At 57.4% G+C, this 18,497-nt stretch carries 19 protein-coding genes; 16 read left to right on the top strand and 3 right to left on the bottom strand.

Annotated elements, in window-relative coordinates; translation table 11 throughout:
- The first annotated feature begins 815 nt into the window (after positions 1 to 815).
- From GOB85_RS02870 to GOB85_RS02850, 5 genes are all read left to right on the top strand, one after another.
- Positions 816 to 1,295: a MucR family transcriptional regulator gene (locus tag GOB85_RS02870; RefSeq protein WP_173576123.1), complete on the top strand. Its 480-nt coding sequence runs from the start codon at positions 816 to 818 to the stop codon at positions 1,293 to 1,295.
- Positions 1,296 to 1,406: 111 nt separating this feature from the next.
- Positions 1,407 to 2,369 carry a signal peptide peptidase SppA gene (gene sppA / locus GOB85_RS02865; protein WP_173576122.1) on the top strand — a complete coding sequence of 321 codons (963 nt, stop codon included), beginning with the start codon at positions 1,407 to 1,409 and terminating at the stop codon, positions 2,367 to 2,369.
- Between the two features lie 20 nt (positions 2,370 to 2,389).
- Complete coding sequence (ihfB, locus tag GOB85_RS02860; protein ID WP_173576121.1) at positions 2,390 to 2,686, top strand: integration host factor subunit beta; 297 nt, start codon at positions 2,390 to 2,392, stop codon at positions 2,684 to 2,686.
- Between the two features lie 129 nt (positions 2,687 to 2,815).
- Positions 2,816 to 3,187, top strand: a complete 372-nt coding sequence (locus GOB85_RS02855; RefSeq protein WP_173576120.1) for a hypothetical protein — start codon at positions 2,816 to 2,818, stop codon at positions 3,185 to 3,187.
- Between the two features lie 200 nt (positions 3,188 to 3,387).
- The gene (locus tag GOB85_RS02850; protein WP_173576119.1) at positions 3,388 to 4,866 is read left to right on the top strand and encodes a mannose-1-phosphate guanylyltransferase/mannose-6-phosphate isomerase; all 1,479 of its coding nucleotides are present in this window, start codon (positions 3,388 to 3,390) and stop codon (positions 4,864 to 4,866) included.
- Between the two features lie 125 nt (positions 4,867 to 4,991).
- On the opposite strand, the gene GOB85_RS02845 is transcribed toward GOB85_RS02850, so the two are convergent.
- Together GOB85_RS02845 and trxB are read right to left on the bottom strand one after the other, a co-directional pair.
- On the bottom strand, positions 4,992 to 5,876 hold the full coding sequence (locus tag GOB85_RS02845) for a LysR substrate-binding domain-containing protein (protein WP_173576241.1): 885 nt from the start codon (positions 5,874 to 5,876) through the stop codon (positions 4,992 to 4,994).
- 78 nt (positions 5,877 to 5,954) lie between these two features.
- Complete coding sequence (trxB, locus tag GOB85_RS02840; protein ID WP_173576118.1) at positions 5,955 to 6,923, bottom strand: thioredoxin-disulfide reductase; 969 nt, start codon at positions 6,921 to 6,923, stop codon at positions 5,955 to 5,957.
- 217 nt (positions 6,924 to 7,140) lie between these two features.
- On the opposite strand from trxB, the gene GOB85_RS02835 reads away from it, so the two are divergent.
- The 7 genes from GOB85_RS02835 (at position 7,141) to gshB (ending at position 14,261) form a co-directional block, all read left to right on the top strand.
- Positions 7,141 to 7,629, top strand: a complete 489-nt coding sequence (locus GOB85_RS02835) for an Lrp/AsnC family transcriptional regulator (RefSeq protein ID WP_338421632.1) — start codon at positions 7,141 to 7,143, stop codon at positions 7,627 to 7,629.
- Between the two features lie 95 nt (positions 7,630 to 7,724).
- The gene (locus tag GOB85_RS02830; RefSeq protein WP_173576116.1) at positions 7,725 to 8,852 is read left to right on the top strand and encodes a glycosyltransferase; all 1,128 of its coding nucleotides are present in this window, start codon (positions 7,725 to 7,727) and stop codon (positions 8,850 to 8,852) included.
- 49 nt (positions 8,853 to 8,901) lie between these two features.
- Positions 8,902 to 10,383, top strand: coding sequence for an ArnT family glycosyltransferase (locus GOB85_RS02825; protein ID WP_338421631.1), 1,482 nt, complete (start codon positions 8,902 to 8,904; stop codon positions 10,381 to 10,383).
- A 62-nt stretch (positions 10,384 to 10,445) separates the two neighbouring features.
- A complete protein-coding gene (locus GOB85_RS02820) occupies positions 10,446 to 11,660 on the top strand; it encodes a flagellar motor protein MotB (protein ID WP_173576115.1) in 1,215 nt (404 codons plus the stop codon).
- A gap of 53 nt (positions 11,661 to 11,713) precedes the next feature.
- Complete coding sequence (gene motA / locus GOB85_RS02815; protein WP_173576114.1) at positions 11,714 to 12,577, top strand: flagellar motor stator protein MotA; 864 nt, start codon at positions 11,714 to 11,716, stop codon at positions 12,575 to 12,577.
- A 26-nt stretch (positions 12,578 to 12,603) separates the two neighbouring features.
- Positions 12,604 to 13,107, top strand: a complete 504-nt coding sequence (greB, locus tag GOB85_RS02810) for a transcription elongation factor GreB (RefSeq protein ID WP_338421630.1) — start codon at positions 12,604 to 12,606, stop codon at positions 13,105 to 13,107.
- Positions 13,108 to 13,262: 155 nt separating this feature from the next.
- Positions 13,263 to 14,261 carry a glutathione synthase gene (gene gshB / locus GOB85_RS02805; protein ID WP_173576113.1) on the top strand — a complete coding sequence of 333 codons (999 nt, stop codon included), beginning with the start codon at positions 13,263 to 13,265 and terminating at the stop codon, positions 14,259 to 14,261.
- Here gshB and GOB85_RS02800 read toward each other — a convergent pair.
- On the bottom strand, positions 14,258 to 14,461 hold the full coding sequence (locus GOB85_RS02800) for a hypothetical protein (protein ID WP_173576112.1): 204 nt from the start codon (positions 14,459 to 14,461) through the stop codon (positions 14,258 to 14,260). The genes gshB and GOB85_RS02800 overlap by 4 nt on opposite strands.
- Before the next feature lie 365 nt (positions 14,462 to 14,826).
- Between GOB85_RS02800 and GOB85_RS02795 the strand changes: the two genes are divergently transcribed.
- The 4 genes from GOB85_RS02795 to GOB85_RS02780 all read left to right on the top strand — a co-directional run bounded on the left by GOB85_RS02795 (position 14,827) and on the right by GOB85_RS02780 (position 18,225).
- The gene (locus GOB85_RS02795; RefSeq protein ID WP_173576111.1) at positions 14,827 to 15,579 is read left to right on the top strand and encodes a class I SAM-dependent methyltransferase; all 753 of its coding nucleotides are present in this window, start codon (positions 14,827 to 14,829) and stop codon (positions 15,577 to 15,579) included.
- 218 nt (positions 15,580 to 15,797) lie between these two features.
- Entirely contained in the window at positions 15,798 to 17,129 is a 1,332-nt protein-coding gene (locus tag GOB85_RS02790; RefSeq protein ID WP_173576110.1) for a heme-copper oxidase family protein, read from the top strand.
- Positions 17,126 to 18,082, top strand: coding sequence for a heme o synthase (locus GOB85_RS02785; RefSeq protein ID WP_173576109.1), 957 nt, complete (start codon positions 17,126 to 17,128; stop codon positions 18,080 to 18,082). The genes GOB85_RS02790 and GOB85_RS02785 overlap by 4 nt, the downstream gene beginning before the upstream one ends.
- Complete coding sequence (locus tag GOB85_RS02780) at positions 18,070 to 18,225, top strand: hypothetical protein (protein WP_173576108.1); 156 nt, start codon at positions 18,070 to 18,072, stop codon at positions 18,223 to 18,225. The genes GOB85_RS02785 and GOB85_RS02780 overlap by 13 nt, the downstream gene beginning before the upstream one ends.
- Positions 18,226 to 18,497 lie beyond the last annotated feature (272 nt).

Here is an 18,497-nt window from a genome sequence, read left to right as displayed (position 1 = left end):
TTGCCGGCTTTCTGTGGAAGAAATTCAAAAAATCCTGAGCCACGGGTTCGCGATTCTTTGATTGCTGTCTCCTGCCTGCGCTGTTTTTTGACTCCGCTGGCAGGAACAGAATCGGGTTTTTAACTGACTTCCCTGCTGAGTTGAGCCTGTTCTGAATAAAATTTAATCGTGAAACACATATTGCATCACGGATACTCTGGAGTGCCCTGATGACCGGGCCGATCTGACAGCTGAAAGCCTTACATTTTTCAGTCGTTTATAAAAAAACCTTTACGTTATTAATGTGTTAGTCAAAATAGAGTGACTTTGGATTTTTGCGGTAAAGATTGTTTCCCGCCTTATTGTGAAATAAAAGGCCTGCTCTGTTTTTATATCGTTCCGGAGCACAAAAGGTTTAAGAAATACAGCGGAATGGCTTGTTGCGACTGTGCTGTATGCAACAGAAGTGTGTGATTTCAGTGAGTGCGTTTGTCAGGCCTGTACAGACTTCTTGTGAATTTCTGTTTTCAGAAAAATTGAGATAACGGTCATCTCATTTTGCCTGAGATGGTGATTTTATTCTTTCTCTTTTTATGCTGCATCCAGTGTATTTTAGTCGATATGATCATGTTTATTTGTGATTTTCTGTTATTTTTTTTGAACATATCGTTATGAATTCTCCTGACCTTGAAGAAGTTTTGCCGGAAAACGCCTTCGCGAGGTATTGCGTTAAAAGCTTCGAGTGATTATTTGTGCTGACGCAGCATTCTCAGCCCGCTAAAAGTTCTGAGTGGCTAATGATTGCGTTGTATCGTTAAAATGTAACGGAGTTTATCATGAGTGAGAGCAAGCCCGTTTCGCCGCTTCTTGAACTGACAGCAGAAATTGTTTCTGCGCATGTGGCGAACAATTCTTTTGCAGCCGATGGTATTCCGGCTCTGATCCGCGATGTCTATGCCGCGCTTGAATCCGCCGGTCAGGCCGCGCCGGAGCCCGAGAAGCTTCAGCCAGCTGTGCCGATCAAACGTTCGGTTTTCCCGGATTATATCGTGTGTCTGGAAGACGGTAAAAAGCTGAAAATGCTGAAGCGTCATCTTCAGAGTGCTTATGGCATGACGCCGGAGCAATATCGTGAGCGGTGGGGTCTGCCGTCAGATTATCCGATGGTTGCTCCGAATTACGCTGAGCGTCGTTCGACGCTGGCGCGTGAAATCGGGCTCGGCCGGAAGATCAGTGCAACCGCTGCGCCAGTTCATGACGCAGATGAGGGCGGCAATAATGGCCGGCGTCGTGGTCGCAAGAGTCAGTCTTCCTGACCGGAATAAACTGACACGATGTGTGGCGCGTCTTTAATTATGATGCGTCACAAACGGGGTGTTGCAATCGAACACTCCGCGCGCTCTGAGCGCCGATATGGATAAATATGCATGAGTTCTGGCGTTGATGATGCTGTTGTCGAGGCAGAACTGAAGCGCAGACTGCGCCGGTGGCGAGCCGGATCGGTAGCGCTTTTCGCTTTCGCTCTTTTTGTGACCGGGGCCGTCAGTCATAGATCCGGCGCCTGGAATCATGCTTCCGTGACTGGTCCTCACCTGGTCAGACTTAAAGTGACCGGTGTCATCGGATCTGACGTTTCCCGATGGACGAAAGCGCTTTCCAAAGCGGAGAAAGAGCCGTCCGTCAAAGGATTGCTGCTCGATATCGACAGTCCGGGTGGCTCAGTCACAGGCGGCGAGGAACTTCACGATGCGATTGAGCGCTTCGCGAAATCGAAGCCCGTCGTCACAACGATGAGTGGTGTCGGCGCTTCCGCCGGCTACATGATCGCGCTTCCGTCAAAACGTATTTTTGCCGAACGCAGTACTCTGACGGGTTCCATCGGTGTCATCATGGAAAGCCCGGACGTGTCGGGGCTTCTTGGTAAAATTGGCGTAAATGTGGACGAACTCGTCTCCGGCCCGCTCAAGGGACAGCCATCCATGGTGAAACCGATCTCTCCGGAAGGCCGGGTCATGCTTCAGGGAGTTGTCAGCAATCTCTTTGATCAGTTCGTGGCGATGGTCGTTGCAGGCCGGCATATGCCAGAAGATAAAGTCCGCTCTCTTGCTGACGGTCGTCCCTATACGGGACAGCAGGCGGTCGCTCTTGGACTGATCGACAGTCTGGGAAATCGTGACGATGCCCGTGACTGGCTTGCAAAAACCTGTGGCCTGAAAGCCGAGCCGGATGTCGTGACGATCGGTCAGGCCGTTCGGCGCTTCTCTTTCCGCCGACGTCTGATCGGGCTGTTTGGCGGCGCCGTGATGTCATGGTCCGGCCTTAATCTTGACGAATTTTTGCCACAGGATTCCGAACGTCTTGACGGCGCTGTTTCGATCTGGAAACCTTAGTCTCCAGCGAGGGGGCGGCAATGACCAGATCGGAACTCGTGGCTGAAATTGCGGCCGCCAATCCGCATCTGCTCGTCAGGGATGTGGAACTGATTGTTCACACGATTTTTGATGAGCTGACACAGGCGCTCGCCCGGGGAGACCGGGTTGAGTTGCGTGGTTTTGGTGCGTTCACTGTAAAAAAACGAGACGCACGGGCCGGGCGTAATCCGCGAACCGGAGATTCCGTCGCGGTTGACGAAAAAGTGGTACCTTTCTTCAAAGCAGGCAAAGAACTCCGCGAACGAGTCAATAATACGGATCCAGGGAACGAATAGTCCGCATCCTGAAATACCCTGTCGGCGGTTTCCGGTTTTTCTTGAAGAGTGCCGTTAGCCTGTTTAAAATGTTGCCGGGCGCTAACCAGCGTGACCATTCGCAGGAAGGCGTCCCGGGCAATTCAATACATGGTCCTGTCTCACGGTGCTTCGGAACAAAGTGGTGGCCTGTGTGTCTGGCCATCGCGTCCGGAGTGCATCGTTTTTCTCCGGACGATGCTTGTTCGCCGTATCGCTGTTTTTCTCGTTGCGGCATGTCTTTGCTTCCAGTGTCAGTACGGCAGCGCCCGCACGGTTCATCACGCCAGATCAGTGACGCGGCATCACCATTACATGCTGCACGGCTGCCTGTCCGCCGGACCGGTAATTGTCACGCATGGCCGCAAGCTCCGTTCCATCGGACGAGGGGGCAAGCTTCTCGCTCCGGTCGGTCGGGCTGTCTATTACACCGATGCGCGGCATTACTGTATGCCGGGGAAGCATACGCGGCGTCGGGGGTAACATTTTCTTTCCGATCTGTGTGTTTCCGATTTGTCAGTTCCACTCGCGAAGAGCACAGTTTCTGCTAGACTGATTTCTCCAGGGAAGCCGCATGACATGCGGAATCGCTGGTCAATTCTTGAGGACGGGGTCTTCAGGCTGTCATTCTGTCGCGGGTTGGCCGTCGGAATGAGAGCGCCCCGCGCGGAACAGGGACCGACATGGCTATTTTTACTGAACAGGATCACGCGGAGCATACCGCGATACCAGCAGATCGCACTGCCGCCACGATCGTTCCTGTCATTTTGTCAGGTGGTTCAGGGACGCGGTTATGGCCGATGTCACGGGCCAGCTACCCGAAGCAGCTCTGGCCTTTGCTGAGCGACAAATCTTTGTTGCAGGAGACAGCCCTTCGGGCTCGCAAACTCTCTCAGGCTGCTCCCGTGATTGTCTGCAATGAGGAACACCGGTTTCTGATCGCAGAGCAACTCCGGGAAGCGGGGATCGACGCTCCAAGGATTCTGCTTGAACCGGTCGGGCGGAATTCCGCCCCGGCCATTGCCGCCGCTGCTCTTCTCGTGGCGGAGACTCAGCCCGATGCTATCCTGTGGCTTATGGCTGCCGATGCGGCAATGCTGAAACTCGAGGCCCTTCCTGCGGCATTGCAGAGCGCTGTCGCCGGCGCTGAGCACGGTATGGTCGTGACATTCGGGATGAAGCCGACCCGGCCAGAAACGGGTTACGGTTATATTGAGGTCGGATCGGCACTCCCTGATGTTGAGGGCGCGTTTCGCGTCAGGGCATTCCGTGAAAAGCCGGATGCCAGACAGGCCGAAGAGTTTCTGGAAGCCGGCGATTATCTCTGGAATTCCGGCATGTTTGTGTTCCGTGCTGACGCGCTGATTCGTGAAATGGATGAGCACGCCCCGGATGTGATGTCCGGAGTGAGAGCCGCTTTTGCTGCCCGTCGCGGTGATCTGTTTTTTGAGCGTCTCGGCGCTGAAGAATTCAGGAGTGTTCCCGATATCTCCATTGATTATGCGGTTGCTGAGCGCAGCAGTAATGTTGCCGTTGTGCCCGCCGATCTTGGGTGGTCCGATGTCGGGAGCTGGGATGCTCTGTGGGACATCAGCCCGAAAGATGCGGAGGGAAATGTCGGCATTGGTGATGTGCTGATTGAAGACGCGAAAAACTGTTATGTGCGCTCAGATAAATATCTGACAGCAGTGGCGGGCATTGAAGATATTGTTGTGGTCGCAACGGACGATGCTGTTCTCGTGACTCATCGTGACCGCGCCCAGGACGTCAAGAAGATCGTTGATCGTCTGAAGCAGCAGAAGCGGCCTGAAGCCGCGACACATAACCGTTGTTACCGCCCATGGGGTTTTTACGAGAGCCTTATCCAGAACGACCGGTTCCAGGTGAAGCGGATCGTTGTTCAGCCAGGCGAGAAACTTTCTCTGCAGAAGCATTTCCATCGTGCCGAACACTGGGTGGTCGTGGGAGGAGTCGCTCTTGTCACGCGTGATGATGACAAGGTCCTCGTGCGGGAGAATGAAAGCATTTATCTGCCACTGGGATGCATCCATCGCATGGAAAATCCCGGAAAGATTCCGTTGACTCTCATTGAGGTACAGACGGGGTCTTATCTTGGTGAGGACGACATCGTTCGTATCGAGGATACTTATAACCGGACGTAAGTCGTAGAGGCGCGGGGAAAACCCGCGCCTCCATACTGTTTCTCCGGCGGTAAATACAAAAAACGCCCGCGACGTCTGATAAGAGACGTCGCGGGCGTTTTTTACGGAAAGCCTGTTGAGGGAGATTAACCCCGCAGACCGAGTTCCGTCGTCAGGAAATCGCGGAAAACCGCGACACGCTTCGAACTGCGCAGTTCTTCCGGATAGACAAAGAATGCTTCCACCAGAGGCGGCTCGACATTCGGCAGCACTTTAACCAGATCGGGATATTCGGAAACCGCATAACCGGGTACCGAACCGATGCCGAGGCCAGCCTGTATGGCATCCGCCATGGCGACCATGCTGTTGACTTCAAGCCGCGCCGCGCGTCGGTTGCCTTCAGGCAGACCGGCTTCCAGCAACCAGTTCACATGTGGAACAGGTGGGTGATAGCCACCGAAGGCCACCAGATTATGGGCACTGAGATCTTCCAGTGTGGCCGGCTGACCATGCTGTTCAATGTAACGAGGTGACGCAAATACCGCGAGAGGGAAATCCGCCAGATGCCGCTGAATCAGATCCGGCTGTCGTGGCGCGTGCATACGGACCGCGACATCGGCTTCACGCATACCAAGGTCGAGATCATTATCCTCAAGGATCAGCGTAATAGCGATCTCGGGGTTCTGGTCCATGAAACGATGCAGCCGCGGCATAAGCCAGCAACTGCCGAATCCTGTGGTGGTTGTGACACGCAGACGGCCAGCAGCCTTTTCCTTGCTCTCAGTGAGCAAAGTCTGCGTCATTTCAAGTTTCGAGAAAACTTCACGAACCGTCTGATTCAGCGTCTCGCCCTGCTCGGTCAGAATCAGACCTCGGGCATGACGATGAAACAAAGGAACCTGAAGCACGTCTTCAAGCGCCGAAATCTGGCGCGATACAGCTGACTGGCTGAGGTTCAGAACATCACCGGCATGGGTGAAGGAACCAGCTTCGGCAACCGCATGGAATATCCTGAGCTTGTCCCAGTCCACCCCAATCTCCCTGATCGTAGTAGCCACGCCATCCGGTATGGCGTCCTATGCGTGTGGTGCAAGAATTGTTGAGCAAGGTCAAGTATTCTGACTTGACTCTGCAACAATTCCGCTAAGATGCCGCTCCGCGTCCAGCGCAGCCATGCAGCCTGTGCCAGCTGCAGTGACGGCCTGACGATATATTTTGTCCTGCACATCGCCAGCCGCAAAAACCCCGGGCACCGAGGTGCGCGTCGTTCCCGGCTCGGTCATGATGTAACCTTCAGCATCCAGCATCAGCTGATCATGAAAAAGCCCCGTATTCGGCGAATGTCCGATGGCGATGAAGACGCCATCGACCGGCAGTGTGCTCGTCGTTTCGTTCAGAATGTTGCAGAGCTGAAGGCCGGTGACGGTCGGCGGCGTGCCCTGGCTGAGAATGTCCGCGACGACCGAGTTCCATACGACCGAGACTTTCGGGTTGGCGAGGAGCCGGTCCTGTAAAATCTTTTCAGCCCGCAGGGAATCGCGACGATGGATCAGTGTGACATGTGCGGCGTGATGCGTAAGATAAAGAGCCTCTTCCACGGCTGTATTGCCGCCTCCGATAACCGCGACGTTTTTGCCCCGGAAGAAGAAACCATCGCAGGTCGCGCAGGCCGAAACGCCCGCGCCCTGTAGCCGCTTTTCGCTCGGCAGGCCCAGCCACCTTGCCTGCGCTCCTGTCGCGATGACAACGGAGCGGGCAATCCAGGTGTCACCACCATCCAGTGTCACCCGGAAAGGCGAGCCGTGACGGAAATCCACTTCAGTCACAAGGTCATGCAGGATGGTGGTGCCGACATGCTCCGCCTGTGCGGCCATCTGCTCCATGAGCCAGGGCCCCTGAATCGCCTGCGCGAAACCGGGATAATTTTCTACATCCGTGGTGATCATGAGCTGGCCACCCGGCTGCATTCCTGCGACGAGAACGGGCCTGAGGTTTGCGCGTGCAGCATAGATCGCTGCGGTATATCCCGCTGGCCCTGCGCCAATGATCAGAAGGTCGGTCGTCATCGTCTTGCTCATCGTACCCTGGGTCCGTCTCTGGAGCGCGGCCAGCGCGCCGTAAGGCTCGAATCGAGCAGCTGGCGTCGCTCCGATATGGCGCTCCTGCCGGAGTGGGGCAACCCGTCCACCATTTTTCCGGCTGGCCCGGAGCCGTGCCGCAATGCTTCGGGCAGACTTTGCACAGCGGGGCCGCTTCGTCCTATATCCACCCCGAACCGGGCATGGAGAGGGCAGGGTGGCCGCAGCGGAACTCGATGCAGTGGATCGGCGGATCATTGCTGAACTGCAGGCAGACGGACGCATGACCAATGTCGAACTTGCCCGCCGTGTGGGAGTTTCCGCACCGCCCTGTCTGAGGCGTGTCCGTCGTCTGGAAGAACTTGGTGTCATCACAGGATACCGGGCGGAGACCGATCTGCAGGCGCTGGGCTGGTCTGCCACGCTCTTCGCGCTGATCGGCCTCGACAGTCAGAAAGAGACGGTTCTGACAGGTTTCGAAGCGATGGTCGCCTCCTGGCCCGAGGTTCAGGAATGTCACATGATTCGTGGCGGCGGAGACTTTCTCGTCCGGCTGGTTGCGCGCGATACGGCACATGAAAACCTGCTCACCCGCCGTCTGACGGAAGCGCCGCATGTCGCACGCGTGCAGACGCTGCAAACCATTCGTACAAGTCTCTCGCGGCTGCCTCCGCCTGAACTGCGCGCTGAAAGTGAAGAAAAATAGTCATGCCTGCCACTGGATTTCAGAGCGCAGATCCCGACAATATGCCGATTTTCAGGACGAACGGCCACAGGAGTGGCTGCGAAGCAGGAGACACCATGAGTCGGGCGAATGCCGCAGTTCTGAGTGAAGCACGGGCCGGCTGCCCGGAAATCACGATCGTCGTGCCCTGTTACAGGGAGGCGGCCAATGTACGCCCGCTTGTCGAAGCGCTGACCCTGGCCCTGGCCGGTCGGAGCTGGGAAGTCGTCTTCGTGGATGACAATTCTCCCGACGGGACCATCGACCAGATCCGGGCCATCGCTGAGGTTAACTGGAGGGTGAGGGGAATCAGCAGGGTCGGCCGACGCGGTCTGTCATCTGCCGTTATCGAAGGGGCTCTTTCTTCCTCGGCACAGATTATAGCCGTGATGGATGGTGATCTTCAGCATGACGAAACGCAGCTCGGCGCTCTGATCGACGCTGTCGGCGATGGTGGATGTGACATCGCGATCGGCAGCCGTCACGTCGAAGGAGGGGACAACAGCGGCCTCGCCAACGCCTGGCGTCACGCTCTCTCCGATGGTGGCATCCGTCTCGCTCAGATGATGCTGCCGGTGCGTGTCGGGGACCCGATGAGTGGCTTCTTCGCTCTGCGCCGGGAGTTTTTTGACGCGACAGCGCCTCACCTCTCCGGGCAGGGATTCAAGATTCTCATGGATCTCATCCTCTCCGCGCCGGAGCCGGTACGTGTGAAGGAAATTCCCTGCATGTTCCGTCCGCGTGTTGCCGGAGAGAGTAAACTCGACGTGCTGGTTCTGCTCCAGTTCGCCGGACTGATGCTGGACAAGCTGTTTCACGGCTGGCTGCCAGTCCGCTTCCTGGCCTTTGCCACCGTAGGGGCAATCGGTGTCACGGTGAACATCGCGATCATGAATATCATGCATCTTGCCGGAGCGGATTTCGAGGCGGCTCAGGCGACAGGCACCCTGGTCGCCATTCTCACGAATTTCTGGCTCGACAACACGCTGACATACCGGGATCGCCGTTTGCGTGGTGCGCAGCTTTATGGCGGCCTGATCATATTCCTGCTGGTCTCTTCTCTGGGGGCATGGGCCAATATTGGTATTGCGCAACTCTTCCGTGCTGACGGGCAGGGGTGGGGGAACGCGAGCGCCGCCGGCGCCGTGATCGGTGTCGTGTGGAACTATGCCGTCTCCTCCACGCTGATCTGGCGCCCAAGGTGATCTGCCTCCCGTACTGCGAAACATCGCCGCTGATCCATCCGGGCTGCCTGTGTCCCTGAGCGGGCTGTCGGCCCGGCATTCTGCTCTGCTGGCTCTTGCGGGTATTACGATTATTCGTCTCGTGGCCGCCGGTTTTCTGCCTGTCACACCCGACGAAGCCTATTACTGGACCTGGTCCCGCCATCTTCAGGCCAGTTACCTCGATCATCCCCCGATGGTTGCTCTCTGGATCCGTCTCGGCACAGCTCTGTTTGGTAATAACGGCTTCGGAATCCGCGTTTCCGGTCCTCTCGCTGCCGCAGTCGGAACGTTACTGACCGCTTCTGCCACCCGCGACTTTATGACTACCCGCATCGGGCGGACCAGAGTGGTTTCTGATGATCTGGCGCCCCCCATCATCGCGGGGGTGCTGCTCAATGCGACGCTTGCGGTCGGGCTGGGTGCGGTCATGATGACCCCCGACACGCCACTGCTGTTCTTCGTAGCGATTTTTCTCGCGGCGCTCGGGCGGCTCAGCGTGACGGGAAACGGATTCTGGTGGTTTGTCCTCGGGGCTGCAGCCGGGCTGGGTTTTGATAGTAAATATACCATGCTGCTGCCGGTCGCGGGGGTTGGTGCGTGGTGCCTGCTGTCCCGTCCTGGCCGGGCCTGGCTGAAAACCGCCTGGCCCTGGGGCGCAGTTCTTCTGGCGGCCGCGCTGACCATTCCGGTTTTCTGGTGGAATGAAACCCACGGCTGGGTCAGTTTCATCCGGCAGGGCGGCCGCGCCGCCGACTGGAAGCCAGCCCGGGCAGTGCAGTTTCTGGGTGAACTGCTCGGTGGACAGATCGGGTTGATGACGCCCGGAATTTTTCTTCTTTGTAGCAGAGCACTTCTGAAGTCCGTTCGCAGCCACGAAAAGACCGACCGCCTCCTTCTGGCAGTGATCGTTGTGCCGTTGCTGGTTTTCTTCCAGCATGCTCTGGGAGACCGCGTTCAGGCAAACTGGCCAGTACTGATCTATCCTCCGCTGGTTGTTCTGACAGCTCTTTCGCACCCCCGCTGGTGGCGTCCGGCCTCGGTTTTTGGGCTGGTGCTCGGCGCGCTGGTTCTTTTGCAGGCAATGATCGGGATTCTGCCACTCAACAGGCATTTTGATATCACGCTGCGTCAGGGCGGTGGCTGGTCAGCCTTTGCCCGGGAGGTGCGTGAGAAGACGCAGGGCGTCGCGTTCATTGCATCGGATGATTATGGCCTGGCCTCGGAACTGGCGCTGCGCCTGGATAATGTACCCGTTCTTGGTGGAGAATCCCGCTGGCGGCTGGTCGGGTTGCCTGCTTTTCTCTGTGATTCCGGAGAGGGCGTATTGATTCGCAATGCCCGGCGAAGCTTTCCGTCTGACAGTGCATGGTCAGGAATCGCATCGCCCGGGCTGGCGATTACGCGCGCAAGGTACGGGCAGGAAGCGGAACGCTATGTACTTTATATGGTGCGATGTCCGCTTCCGGCCGCCGTTTTGCAGGATTTGCGGCAACTTCCGGCCGCTCACTGACCTGTTGTTAAGCCTGTTTTAAGCCGCTCCGGCCAGCATGGTGCCCGGGGTCGGAGAGGCGCATGGCGAAAAACGGGGACAACAAGGCGAAGATCGTCGTCATTCGTCGCAATAGTGGCGGGGGCAGCGCACATCACGGTGGTGCATGGAAGATCGCGTACGCGGATTTCGTGACCGCCATGATGGCGTTCTTTCTGGTGATGTGGCTGATCAACGCCACGACCGAGCAACGCCGCCGCGGTATCGCCAATTTTTTCAATCCGATGTCATCGGATGGTGCCGCCACGGCCCATATGATGGCTGAGCCCAGCGCCTCAACCGTTTCCGGTAATGGCTCTGTTCAGGGGGCGAAAAATTCGGCGGGATCGCGAACGGCAGATCTGCTGCCGACATCCGACAGCATACTGAAGAAGAGCGATGAAGCCGCTACCGTACCTCGCGGTCTTGCGCCGGGTAATGGTGGCGTTCCCGCCAGATCGGGTGGTTTTGGTCCGGATGTTGGCGTGGTGATGGGAAGAGATATCGCCGGTGCGGGTCAGATCCTGAAGCAGTCCGGCACGATACGGGCACCCGTTCCGTCTTTTCCGGACAGAAGTATTGGTATGGTGACTCCTGCACCTGCGGCGATCCCCCGGATCGTGCCGATAGGTGGTGAGAAAAATGGCGTCACCACGTCTGTGGGTGACGGGCAGGATGCAGCGCAGCAGGAGCAGGAAGATCTGGAGAGCGATGCCCGGCAGATGAAAGCGGCTCTGGCACAGGACCCCGTCGGTGCCCAGGCCGCGCAGCAACTGGCTGTTCATGTGACGCCTGAGGGATTGCAGATCGAAATTTCCGAGACTGAAAAGAAGCCGATGTTCGATTCCGGTTCGGCCCGTCTGAACGTGCGCGCGGCTCATCTCCTCGGTGTCATCGCTCCGTATCTGACAGCGATGCCGCAAACGCTGTCGATCTACGGCTATACGGATGGAGCGATTTTCAGAACCAGTCAGTCATCAAACTGGACATTGTCAGGTGCCCGTGCCGATTCGGCGCGAAGTGTGCTGACGCAGAACGGATTCCCGGAGCGTCGACTGGTCGAAGTGGCAGGTCGTGCCGACCGGGAACTGGCACTGCCTGATGACCCCGGCGCCGCTGCAAACCGTCGTATCGTACTGGTCCTGCATCGTGAGCACGATGTCCAGCTGCCCGGTGCAGGCCCTGCAGCCGATACGACACCGTCCACGTCCGGCAATCCTGCATCCGATAGCCCGGCCCAGCCTGGCGCTCCGCCGTGACGGGAATACGAACCGGCATAACGCCATATTACTTTGAGACGAGGACAAACTGAATGTTGGTAATCGGCGGGCTGGGTTTCCTGCTGCTCTGTGTTTTCGGCTCTTTCGTGGCGTCGGGCGGTGCGATTGTGCCGCTTATGATGTCCATGCCTTTCGAGCTGATCACCATTCTTGGCGCTGGTATTGGCACCTTTCTCATGGCGAACTCCATGAGTGATCTGAAACATGTTCCTGCTGCGTTCAGGGCGGCACTCAAAGGGCCGTCTTACGGACGTGCGGACTATCTCGATCTGCTTAAACTGCTGTTTACGTTTACGCGAATGGCCCAGAGTCACGGGACGATGGCGCTTGAAAGTCACATCGAGACGCCAATGGAGAGTACGGTTTTCGCGGATCACAAAAAAATCCGGGATAACAACCGGGTGCGAAATCTGATCTGTGATTACCTTCGTATGATCAGCATGAATATGGACGACCCGTTTCAGTTCGACGAGGTCATGACGCGGGAACTCGCTAAAAATCTCAAGGAAGACACGCATGTTGCCCACGGCATGCAGTCACTGTCTGACGCCCTGCCTGCCCTTGGAATCGTTGCGGCGGTGCTCGGCGTGATCAAGACGATGGGCTCGATCAGCAAGCCGCCCGAGGTGCTCGGAGAAATGATCGCAGGCGCGCTTTCGGGGACCTTTCTGGGCGTTCTTCTGGCTTACGGCATGGTTGGTCCGTTTGCTGCCCGCATACAGAGTGTGGTGGAAGAGGACGCGGCCTATTACGATCTGATCCGTGTTGTGCTCGTCGCGTTTCTGCAGGGCAATGCGCCGCAGGTCAGCGTGGAGATTGGCCGTAAGGATATTCCGGTACCATTGATGCCCAGCTTTGCGGAGGTTGATGAAGCGATCAGCGCCGCACTTGTCTGAAGGCAGACGACAGGGATGGTTAAAGAGTGGTTGCTGAGACCAGTGCGGGCGATCTCGTTCGTTACATCACGCCGGGAGGATTGCTGCTCATGCGGCAGGAGCTTTCGCGGCTGCTGAGAGAGGATCGCCCGGCTGTGGTTGAGATCGTGTCCTGGGCGGCTGGAAATGGCGACCGCTCCGAGAATGGCGACTATATTTACGGTAAAAAGCGTCTGCGTGAGATCGACCGACGCATCCGTTTTCTGACAAAGCGGGTCGAAAACGCGATTGAAGTTGATCCGGCGACACAGGCGAAGCGCAACAGAGTGTTTTTTGGTGCAACCGTTATCTATGTCGATGAGAGTGACCGGGAAACGAGCGTCACTATCGTAGGCGCTGACGAGGCCGTCTCTGACCGCGGGGAAATCACTCTTCTGGCTCCTGTAGCCCGCGCCCTGCTTGGGCATGCGGTGGGAGATGAGATCATACTCCGCACACCGCGCGGCCCGGAGCAGATTGAGGTTCTGAGCATTTCATATCCCTCTCCTTAGCAGAGTCTCCGGACAGAGATCTGATGGATGCCGGCGATATATCTGATGGGAACCAGATCGCTCTGAGAGCCTGAGGCAATCCTGCGTGTTCGCAGGTCACTTTCCTGGCCGGATGAATTTGCTTTAAGACAAAAACAGCAGAAATGGAGCAGATCATGACCAGCGGGCTGGATGTCGCAGTACAGATGGACCCTCTCGAAGGGGTCGACATTGATGGAGATTCTTCCTTCGCGATGATGCTCGAAGCGCAGGCGCGCGGAAGCAGTCTGTTCGTTTACGGCGTGGAGTCGCTCGCTCTGACGGAAGGCACGCAGGGGCAGGGAAAAAAATTCTCCAACCGGCTTACGGCACTGGTTCGGCCTGTGCGCGTGCAGCGGCAGAAAGGCAATCATGCCATCTTCGGTGAGGCGGTTCGTCGTGATCTCGGAGAAATGGACGTGATTCTGATGCGTCAGGATCCTCCTTTCGACATGGCCTATATTACCGCCACGCACATGCTTGAGCACGTTCATGGTGTCGGCCCGGGAAAAGCGCTTGTGGTCAATGACCCGCGCTTTGTGCGGGACTCACCTGAGAAATTGCTGGTCACACACTATCCGGAACTGATGCCTCCTACTCTTGTCACATGGGACGTGCAGGAAATCCGTGCCTTCCGTCAGAAATGGAAAGACATCATCGTTAAGCCACTGTTCGGTAATGGCGGCAGCGGTGTGTTCCGCATCCGGGAAGACGATCAGAATCTGAGCGCTCTTCTGGAGATGCATTTTGCCCGCTCCCGTGAGCCGCTGATGATCCAGCGCTACGAACCGGCTGTCAGAGCCGGAGATAAGCGTATTATCCTTGCGGACGGTACGCCCATCGGGGCGATCAATCGCGTTCCGGCTGAAGGCGAGGCGCGCTCGAACATGCATGTTGGCGGTGTCGCAAAGAAAGTCGATCTGACACCACGTGACCGTGAAATCTGTGAAGCAATCGGGCCTATGCTGAAAGAGCGCGGACTGGTTTTTGTCGGGATCGATGTCATCGGGGACTGGCTGACCGAAATCAACGTCACCTCTCCGACCGGGCTTCAGGAACTGGCCCGCTTCGAAGGAACCAATCCCGCAGGAGTGCTCTGGGATTGCATTGAAGAACGGCTGGCCGTCCTCGCTTAAGTCTGCTCAGTCTCAGCCGGCGGGGCCTGGGAGGCATTTTGCTGGCCGGTCTCCTGCTCCGCGCCCTGTGCTCGGCGTTGTCTTAATTTGTCAAAAATATCAAAACGACAATCGATCCAGGTATGAATCTGCTGTCGCCAGTAGAAAGCAAATATGCCCGACCAGATGAAAAAACTCAGTACAATAAGAAACAGAATCACGACGTCACTCCTGTCGGTGCGGCATTACCTCCGGTTCGTGCAGATACTGCCTGAGCACCGGCCCGGCCACGATTCCCGGAGAAAAGCTCTGTCATCCAGCCAGCACCGCATCATCATTCAAGGGATGTATTGAGGAAGTTAAATACTCCCTGGCTCCGTAAATCTCCCTGGTGGTGTCTTATTGTAGGGGATTACGGCGTGTGAAAGAAGGCGGGAGAGACATGCTACAGACTTTGTCGTTCTGCTGCTGTATGGCAATGTCGCGTCCCGGCGATATGGAACGAAACCCGTTTCTGTGGCGTCTTGACCGTGTCTTGAGTTTTCAACCTCTTGTGAAACCTGGTAACGCCGGGCAGATAGGGCGCATGAGCGAAGTCTTGCAAGGTGTCCGCGACGATTCCGCGGAAGATGTTTCCCGGTCTGAAGAGGTGCACGGTCCGCGTGTTGCCCTCGATGCCGATGCGGTAAAGGCAGCCTATAGGCGCTGGGCCGGCGTGTATGATGCCGTGTTTGGCAGCGTATCGGCTTTCGGGCGACGGCGGGCAGTCTCTGCGGTCAATCGTCTTCCAGGTAACCGCGTGCTGGAAGTCGGGGTCGGTACCGGGCTGGCCCTGCCGCATTACACCGCGAATAAACGCATCACCGGTATTGATCTGTCATCTGATATGCTTGAGCGCGCCCGTGAACGTGTGCGTCGCGACAGGCTGGTCAATGTTGACGCGCTGCTTGAAATGGATGCGGAAGATACCCGCTTCGCGGATGCCTCCTTCGATATCGCCGTAGCCATGTTTGTCGCCTCGGTCGTCCCGCATCCACGTCTTTTGCTGGCAGAACTCAAGCGCGTCGTAAAGCCAGGTGGCCACATCCTTTTCGTGAATCATTTTCTCGCGCCGAACGGTGTGCGTGGTGCGATTGAGCGTAGCATGGCGCGTGCGTCTCATTCGCTGGGCTGGCACCCTGATTTTGCGATGGAGGCCCTGCTTCCCCCCGATGATCTGGCGCGGGCCCGTGTCGAGCCGGTTCCGCCAGCCGGTCTCTTTACTCTGGTTACTCTCACACGTGACGCAGAGTCTTCCGCCAGTGCATCCGCTGTTGCACCGGAAGAACAGGTCGCCTGATAGTAAACTCTGGTGCCCGAAGGCGCCGCCGGGGCGCGTCGTAAGCAATGCAGAGCTGTGGCCCCGCGTTCCCATCATGCTTTTGACTTTCGTGAAATTCCGGTAAGACTTGGCTGAAGGATCCTGTTTTGGGCCGGCGCCCGTTCTGATGGTCGCCTGATTTCCGCCGCCCGGTTCGGCGGCCCGTCAAACGAAAGACGCATGCGACGATGCCTGTAATGACGCAAGCTCCGGATACTCCGAACCGCGCCGAAAGTGCTTCGTTCACAGCACCTGTTCCGGCTATATCCACAGCGTCACTCAGCCTGGCCGTAGCGGTGGGAAGCATCGCGGGTATTTCCGGTATCCTGCAGGAAGCCGGGGTTCTCTCCGACGGTCTCACCCGGCAGATGGCCTGGTTTCATCCGGTGGCCATGCTTCTGTTCGTTGCTGTTCCGGCCTTTCTCGGTGGTTTCGGGCGACTCTTTCTGGCCCGTGATCTCGCTGATCCGATGCTTGAGAATGGTGGTCTTGCACGCCTTTCACGTCTGGATGCGGCCTCTCTTTCTCTGCTGCTGCTCTCACTTCTGACCTTTATCGCTGGTGGGGGAGCGGCGTCACTTGTCGCGACAGGGCTGTTGCTCTGGAGTGCGGGTGCCATTCTGCTTGCAACCTCGACGGTCACAACCATTCTGGACAGCCGCGCCCGGTCCGGTTGCGTCGTTTCGCGCGGGCAGGTCAGATCCGGTGCGGTGCCTCCATTTTCGCTGTTCACGTGGACACAGCTTTTTGCTGCGACCAGCCTGCTTTTTGTGGCGCCGGTACTTGCTGCTTCCGCAACACACGCATTTTTCGGTCAGGCTGGTATCGAAAATGTGCTTCCATCTTTTTCCATGCCGGTCACGCTCATTGTTCTGGTTGCGGCTTTTGGTCTCGCTGCTCGGATCTTTGACAGCGTGGCCCCTCTGAGCAGCCGTATCCGTCTGACCGCCGCCGCAATAGCCGGTCTTGCTTCTGATGGCGGGGCTGTAATCTGGGCTCGTGGCCTGTTTGCGCATCAGCCGCAATTCCTGATCACTCTGGCCGGAACGGGCCTCGCTGCCGCAATGTCTCTCATATTTGCCGGGCTGTGGGTGCGGGCACTGTGGCATCAGACCGTTTCGGTGAGGACGCGTGCCGGCGTGCCCGTGCTGTGGGCTTCGGCGTTTTTCGTGCTTCTTGCAGCAGGATGGGGCGTGCAGATGAGCAGCGGGCAGGGCCTGCATGCTGCTGTGCTGAGCGGCGCTGTGTTCGTGCTGTTCGGTGCTTTTTACAACTGGCTGGAGACGGCCTCCGAAGGTCGTTACTCTGTTGGGCTCGCCCGCCTCCAGTTCGGACTGCTTTTTGCCGGAGCGATCCTGTCCGCTGCCGGTGGTTTATCTGCCCGCGGTCCGGTGCAGATGACCGGTGACGTCGCGATGGCTGGTTCTCTGGCGATTTTCGTGGCGGTCATCGCCGGAGCTATGAAGCGGCATCGCCATGAGATCAGGCATCAGAATCCGGCTCTGTCCGGTTCAGCGGGGACACGATGAGCGGTGCAGCAGTCACGGAACGGGCTCCACGCCCACGGTTTGAGGCCGCTCGCGTCGGCACCCGTGCCGGTGACTGGGTGCAGCTTCTCAAGCCGCGTGTCATTTCTCTGGTGGTATTCACGGGTGCCGCGGGTCTGATTGTCGCTCCCGGCCCGGTTAATCCGATCATTGCCGCTGTCAGTATTCTTTGCATCTGTCTTGCTTCCGGTGCCGCCGGTGCGATCAATATGTGGTACGATCGTGACATCGACATCGTTATGCAGCGCACCGCCACGCGCCCCATTCCAGGCGGTCGCATTCCGCCGGATGAAGCACTGGCATACGGTATTGGTCTTTCGGTTTTGTCGGTCGCGCTCATGTGGCTGGCCACCAACACGCTGGCCGCCGGTATTCTGGCGTTTTCCATTTTCTTCTACGCAGTCATTTATACGATGTGGCTCAAGCGCTCGACGCCGCAGAATATTGTCATCGGTGGTGCTGCCGGCGCTTTCCCGCCGATGATTGGCTGGGCCGCCGCCACGGGCTCGCTCGCTGTGTTGCCCATTGTGATGTTCGCGATCGTCTTTCTATGGACGCCGCCGCATTTCTGGTCGTTGTCGCTTTACGCCTGCAAGGATTACGGTCGGGCCGGTATCCCCATGCTCCCCGTTGTACGCGGCGCCCGCTACACGCGCTGGAATATTTTTGTCTACACGCTGATTCTTCTCGCTGTGTCGCTGGTGCCGTCCTTTCTGCATCTCTGCGGAGCGCTTTACACAGTTACAGCGCTGACTCTCGGCCTCGGCTTTGTTGCCTGCGCGATCAGGGTGTTGCTTGAGAAACAGGACGCTGGCGGCATCAGCCTGAATGGTGACAAAGCGGCCCGTCTCTCATTCCGCTTCTCGCTCGCTTATCTGTTTCTGCTGTTTTGTGGTCTGCTTGCGGATCATGGATTGACCTGGTGGCTGTCATGATCGTTGCGGAAAATTCGACTGAGCTTACATCCCTGGAGCAAATTGAACTGGCGCGGCGGCAACGTGGCCGTGTGCTGGGGCTGGTGGGATTCACCCTGGCCATGGCGCTGGTGATTTACGCTGTGGCGCTTGTTCAGATCTGAGTAAGGTGAGGGTGCCGGCCCGAACCCGGCAGGGACCGTCACGCGAAGGCGTGCTGCGCACGACGGCCCCTGTACCCCGATTGATGAATAATAAAATGGTTTCCAAAGGTCTGTGACCTTTGGTGGGTTCCAGGGCAAAGCCCTGGGAAGGAGCCAGCACTTAGAGCCTGATGATTTTGGGCTGAATCGGAATATGGGTACCCAGATTGGCTGAAATCTGATTCAACCATCTGGCTGGATTGGAGGCCAGCATGGATGGCGCGTCCTTATTC

This window comes from Acetobacter fallax, assembly GCF_011516735.1.
GTDB lineage: Bacteria > Pseudomonadota > Alphaproteobacteria > Acetobacterales > Acetobacteraceae > Acetobacter > Acetobacter fallax.
Note: the sequence above shows the minus strand (reverse complement) of the source record. Positions and strands in the feature narration are given on the sequence as shown.

Bases quoted from the DNA above. Each gene is read 5' to 3' on its own strand.
- GOB85_RS02870 (WP_173576123.1), top strand. From the start codon at position 816: ATGAGTGAGAGCAAGCCCGTTTCGCCGCTTCTTGAACTGACAGCAGAA.
- GOB85_RS02785 (WP_173576109.1), top strand. From the start codon at position 17,126: ATGAGCGGTGCAGCAGTCACGGAACGGGCTCCACGCCCACGGTTTGAG.
- GOB85_RS02830 (WP_173576116.1), top strand. From the start codon at position 7,725: ATGAGTCGGGCGAATGCCGCAGTTCTGAGTGAAGCACGGGCCGGCTGC.
- trxB (WP_173576118.1), bottom strand. From the start codon at position 6,923: ATGAGCAAGACGATGACGACCGACCTTCTGATCATTGGCGCAGGGCCA.
- GOB85_RS02855 (WP_173576120.1), top strand. From the start codon at position 2,816: ATGGTCCTGTCTCACGGTGCTTCGGAACAAAGTGGTGGCCTGTGTGTC.
- sppA (WP_173576122.1), top strand. From the start codon at position 1,407: ATGAGTTCTGGCGTTGATGATGCTGTTGTCGAGGCAGAACTGAAGCGC.
- ihfB (WP_173576121.1), top strand. From the start codon at position 2,390: ATGACCAGATCGGAACTCGTGGCTGAAATTGCGGCCGCCAATCCGCAT.
- motA (WP_173576114.1), top strand. From the start codon at position 11,714: ATGTTGGTAATCGGCGGGCTGGGTTTCCTGCTGCTCTGTGTTTTCGGC.
- GOB85_RS02790 (WP_173576110.1), top strand. From the start codon at position 15,798: ATGACGCAAGCTCCGGATACTCCGAACCGCGCCGAAAGTGCTTCGTTC.
- GOB85_RS02820 (WP_173576115.1), top strand. From the start codon at position 10,446: ATGGCGAAAAACGGGGACAACAAGGCGAAGATCGTCGTCATTCGTCGC.
- GOB85_RS02795 (WP_173576111.1), top strand. From the start codon at position 14,827: ATGAGCGAAGTCTTGCAAGGTGTCCGCGACGATTCCGCGGAAGATGTT.
- gshB (WP_173576113.1), top strand. From the start codon at position 13,263: ATGACCAGCGGGCTGGATGTCGCAGTACAGATGGACCCTCTCGAAGGG.
- GOB85_RS02850 (WP_173576119.1), top strand. From the start codon at position 3,388: ATGGCTATTTTTACTGAACAGGATCACGCGGAGCATACCGCGATACCA.